This is a genomic window from Streptomyces sp. NPDC013317 (genome assembly GCF_055563155.1).
The window spans coordinates 1-4,060 of sequence record NZ_JBVHDX010000036.1; the positions used below are offsets into that span (position 1 = coordinate 1).

The 4,060-nt window shown below is 70.9% G+C and carries 2 protein-coding genes; both read left to right on the top strand.

What is annotated here, in order from left to right; all coding sequences use genetic code 11:
• On the top strand, positions 1 to 2,123 hold a 2,123-nt coding region (locus tag ACZ3IJ_RS36175), incomplete at its 5' end, for a type I polyketide synthase (protein WP_467475467.1).
• 78 nt (positions 2,124 to 2,201) lie between these two features.
• On the top strand, positions 2,202 to 4,060 hold a 1,859-nt coding region (locus ACZ3IJ_RS36180), incomplete at its 3' end, for a type I polyketide synthase (RefSeq protein WP_467475469.1).

Consider the following 4,060-nt stretch of genomic DNA (forward strand, 5'->3'; position numbering starts at 1 on the left):
GCCCCGGCCACAACGAAACCCACACCCTCCTCACCGCCCTCGCCACCGCACACACCCACGGCACCACCATCGACTGGCCCACCCTCTTCCAAGGCCACAACCCCCAGCGACTCGACCTCCCCACCTACCCCTTCCAGCGCGAGCGGTACTGGCTGATGCCCTTGGCCGACGCGCCGCGGGACTCGCCGACGGACGATGCGTTGTTCACCGTCGAGTGGGAGGCCGTCCCCGGACGCGACGACGTCCGTCCGCGCCGGTGGGGTGTGCTGGCTTCGCAGGCGGATGGCTTCGAGCACGGCCTCGTCGCCGAAGAGTTCGACGGTGTCGAGGCTGCGACAGCCGCCGCAGCGCAGATCGACGCTCTCGTCGTGCCGTGGGTACCGGGGGACCTGTCGGAACCCGTCGCCTCCGTTCACGATGCCACGGCCCGCGCTCTCGAACTGCTGCAGCGAGTGCTGGCCGACGAGCGGCTTCCGGGTCGTCCGCTCGTCGTACTGACGCGAGGCGCGGTGAACGCCGCACCCGAGGACGCGACGGATCCGGCAGCAGCGGCGGTGTGGGGGTTACTGCGTTCCGTGCATGCGGAGCATCCCGGCAGGATCGTGCTCGTCGACACCGACGGCGCCGCCTCCACCCCGCAGCTGCCCTCGCTCCTGTCCTCGGTACTGACGGGCGGGATGTCCGAAGCAGCCCTGCGGCAGGGCCAGGTACTGGCTCCGCGGCTGCGCTCCCTGCGCTCCCCGGGCCGCCGGGCCGTTGCCGACACACCGGACCAGGCGGCCTGGTCCACCACCGGCACCGTTCTGATCACGGGTGGTACGGGGCTCCTCGGTGCGGCCGTCTCCCGGCATCTGGTCGTGGAGCACGGCGTCACGAGTCTCCTGCTCGTCGGCCGCGGTGGTGAACAGGACGGCGAGGCGGCGGAATTGGCGGTCGAGCTGAAGGAGCTCGGCGCGGATGTCACCATCGCCGCCTGCGATGTCGCCGACCGTGACGCTCTCGCCGCCCTGCTGTCGGGGCTCCCCGCGGACCGTCCTCTCACGGGTGTCGTCCACGCCGCGGGTGTCCTCGACAACGGTCTGTTCGAGACCCTGACCCCGGACCGGCTGCACGCGGTGCTCCGCCCGAAGGTGGACGGCGCATGGAACCTCCATGAGCTGACCCGTGACAGGGAACTCACCGCGTTCGTGCTGTTCTCCTCGACGGTGGGGGTCTTCGGCGGTCCCGGTCAGTCGAACTACGCCGCTGCCAACGCCGCTCTGGACGCCCTCGCCCTCCACCGTCAGAGCCACGGCCTGCCGGCGACGTCCATCGCCTGGGGAATGTGGGAAGGAGGTGGCATCAACGGCCGGTTGGGCGACAGGGATCTGGTGCGGTTCACGCGGAGCGGTTTTCGCGTGACCACCCGGACACAAGGGCTCGCGCTCCTCGACCGGTCCCTCGCCTCAGGCGCACCGACGGTCGTTGCCACCCCGGTGGACGAGACGGAGATACGTTCCGGAGGCCGGATCCCCCACCTGCTGCGTACGGTGCTGCCGAGCGGACCCGAGCGGCACGCTCCTGAGCGGTCGGCGCCCGGGCCGTCGCGGACGGAGCAGTCGCCTACGGAGCACGTGGCCACGGAGTTGGCCACGCTGTCCCCCTTGGAGCGGGAGCGGTGGGCGCTCGCTCTCGTGCGCGCCGAAACGGCGTCGGTCCTCGGTCACGCGTCGTCGGAAGCCGTGACCTCGGAGCGCTCGTTCCAGGACCTGGGGCTCGATTCGATGACCGGCGTCGAGCTGCGCAACCGGGTCAACGCTGCCACCGGCATCCGTCTCCCCGCCACGGCGGTCTTCGACCATCCGAGTCCCGCCGCCCTCGCCGGCCACCTGCTGGAGCGGCTCGGGCCGGTCGCCGGCGGCACGGCGCGCTCGGCGCTCGCCGAACTCGACAAGGTGGACGCCCTCATCGCCGCGGAGCCGCTCCAGGGGGAGGAGCGCGCCGAGCTCACCGCACGGCTCCAGGCTCTGATGGCGAGGGTGAAGGGGCCCGATGCGGGGTCTCCGGCGCGGGAGGGGGACGACCCGCTCGCATCGGCGTCCGCGGAGGAGCTCTTCAGCTTCATCGACTCCCAGCTCGGCTGATCCGTACAGCGCCGCCCGGCCGACCCGCGTTCCGACGACTCTCGCCGTTCCTGTGCCTCAAGGAGAAATCGATCCTCTATGACCAACGAAGAGAAGCTCGTCGAATACCTCCGGCGGGTGACCGCCGATCTCCACAAGGCTCAGCAGCGGCTCGCCGAGCTGGAAGGCGGCACCGGGGAGCCGATCGCGATCGTGTCGATGGCCTGCCGCTTCCCTGGTGGGGCGACCTCGCCCGAGGAGCTGTGGCGGCTCGCGGCGGAGGGCGTCGACGCCATCACCCCCTTCCCGACGGACCGCGGCTGGGACCTGGATGGGCTCTACGACCCCGACCCCGAGACGCCGGGTACGTCGTACACCCGTGAAGGCGGCTTCCTGCACGACGCCGCGCTCTTCGACGCCGAGTTCTTCGGCATCGCACCGCGCGAGGCCCGGGCCATGGACCCTCAGCAGCGGCTGCTGCTCGAAACGGCGTGGGAGACGATCGAGCGGGCCGGCATCGACCCCGAGGCCCTGAAGGGCAGTCGTACGGGTGTGTTCGCGGGTGTGGTGGAACAGAGCTACCTGGGCCTCGAAGGGCCGGAGGAGTACGAGGGCTATCTGCTCACCGGCAAGCTCAGCAGCGTCGCCTCCGGGCGTATCTCCTATACGTTCGGCTTCGAGGGGCCGGCGATCTCGGTCGACACGGCCTGCTCGTCCTCCCTGGTCGCCCTCCACCTCGCGGCCGGCGCACTGCGCCGAGGCGAATGCGACCTGGCCCTCGCGGGCGGCGTCACCGTGACGGCGACCCCCAGCGGGTTCGTCGACTTCTCGCGCCAGAGCGGCCTGGCGCCCGACGGGCGTATCAAGTCGTTCGCGGCGGCGGCGGACGGCACCGCCTGGTCCGAAGGCGTCGGCCTCCTCCTCGTCGAACGCCTCTCCGACGCCCGCCGCAACGGCCACCAGATCCTCGCCGTCCTCCGAGGATCCGCCGTCAACCAGGACGGCGCCAGCAACGGCCTCACCGCCCCCAACGGCCCCTCACAAGAACGCGTCATCCGCCAAGCCCTCACCGACGCCGGACTCACCACCGACGACATCGACGCCGTCGAAGCCCACGGCACCGGAACCCGCCTCGGCGACCCCATCGAAGCCCAAGCCCTCCTCGCCACCTACGGCCACAACCGCACCACCCCCCACCCCCTCTACCTCGGCTCACTCAAATCCAACATCGGACACACGGTCGCCGCGGCCGGGGTCGGTGGCGTCATCAAGATGGTGCAGGCCATGCGGCACGGCATCCTGCCCCAGACACTCCACGTCGACGAACCCACACCGATGGTCGACTGGTCCTCCGGAGCCGTCGAACTCCTGACCCGCCCACGGGAATGGCCGGACCGGGACGCCCCACGACGGGCCGCCGTGTCCGCCTTCGGCGTGAGCGGGACGAACGCGCACGTGATTCTTGAGCAGGCCCCTGCCGAGGAACGTCCCGTCGCCGCACCCGCCGTCACCCCCACCGTGCCGTCGGTGGTTCCCTGGCTGCTGTCGGCCAAGAGCGAGCAGGCGCTGCGCGAACAGGCCCGGCGACTGGGCGATTTCGTCCGCCGGAACACCACGCTGTCCCCCGTCGACATCGGCTGGTCCCTCGCCACCACCCGTACCACCCACACGCACCGTGCCGTGATCACAGGCGCCGACCTCACCGAACTCCTCAGCGGCACCGAGTCGCTCGCCGACGGTCCGATCACATCGCCGGGTGTCGTCTCCGGCACCCCCACCCCCGGGAAGACCGCGTTCCTGTTCACCGGCCAGGGCTCACAACGACTCGGCATGGGCACACAACTGTACGAACACTTCCCCGCGTTCGCCGCCGCCTTCGACGAGGTGTGCGCCGCACTCGACCCCCACCTGCAACACCCCATCGCCGACACCATCCGCAACGGCGGACCACTCCTGGA